The following is a 767-nucleotide window of genomic DNA, read 5'->3' as shown; positions in this document are numbered from 1 at the left end:
TCGGTAGCAGCTGGATCCGGGCATAGTGTGGCGCTCAAAAGTGACGGAACCGTGTGGGCGTGGGGCAATAACGGTAATGGGCAGTTGGGGGATGGAAGCAACACGAACCGCCTGGTTCCGGTGCAAGTGAAGAACCTGAGCGGCATTATTGCCATCGCGGCCTATGGAAGCAGCAGCTATGCGCTGAAGAATGACGGGACAGTGTGGTCCTGGGGCTTTAACTTTTCCGGTCAATTAGGAGACAACACGACCACGGACCGGAATGCGCCAGTGCGGGTCCTTGGTGTAAGCGGAGTGAGCGCGCTGGCAGCAGGGAACGGTTATGCCTATGCCTTAACGAGTGCAGGAACGGTATGGGGCTGGGGAAGCAGCAGCTACTATACAATCCCGGGGGCGACAGGAGCAGTCACTCCGAAAGCTATCTTAGTGACGGGGCTGACGAATATCGCGAGCATAGCAGCGGCGAACGGATCAAATTATGGATTGGCCCTGAAAAAGGACGGAAGCGTAGGCGTTTGGGGAGGAAATTACCAGACCTTTACGCCAGTGAGCGGACTGAGCGGGATCCAGGCCATCGCCGGAGGCAGCAGCAACTATGCGGTTTCAGCAGATGGAAACGTGTGGAACTGGACCAATGGTACACCTGCGAAAATTGAAGGTTTAAGTGACGTAAGTGCGGTGGCTGCAGGCTACTCTTATGCGGTGGCCTCCAAAGCCGATGGAAGTGTATGGGCATGGGGCAGCAGCAATAGCTATGGCCAGTTGGG

General features: G+C 56.5%; 1 protein-coding gene. It reads left to right on the top strand.

The features are described from left to right. Positions 1-27: 27 nt before the first annotated feature. A partial coding sequence (locus L691_RS31775) for an RCC1 domain-containing protein (protein ID WP_408634732.1) occupies positions 28-767 on the top strand: 740 nt, incomplete at its 3' end.

Origin of the sequence: Paenibacillus zanthoxyli JH29, from assembly GCF_000520715.1 — a bacterium.
Taxonomy (GTDB): Bacteria; Bacillota; Bacilli; order Paenibacillales; family Paenibacillaceae; genus Paenibacillus_AQ; species Paenibacillus_AQ zanthoxyli.
Note: the sequence above shows the minus strand (reverse complement) of the source record. Positions and strands in the feature narration are given on the sequence as shown.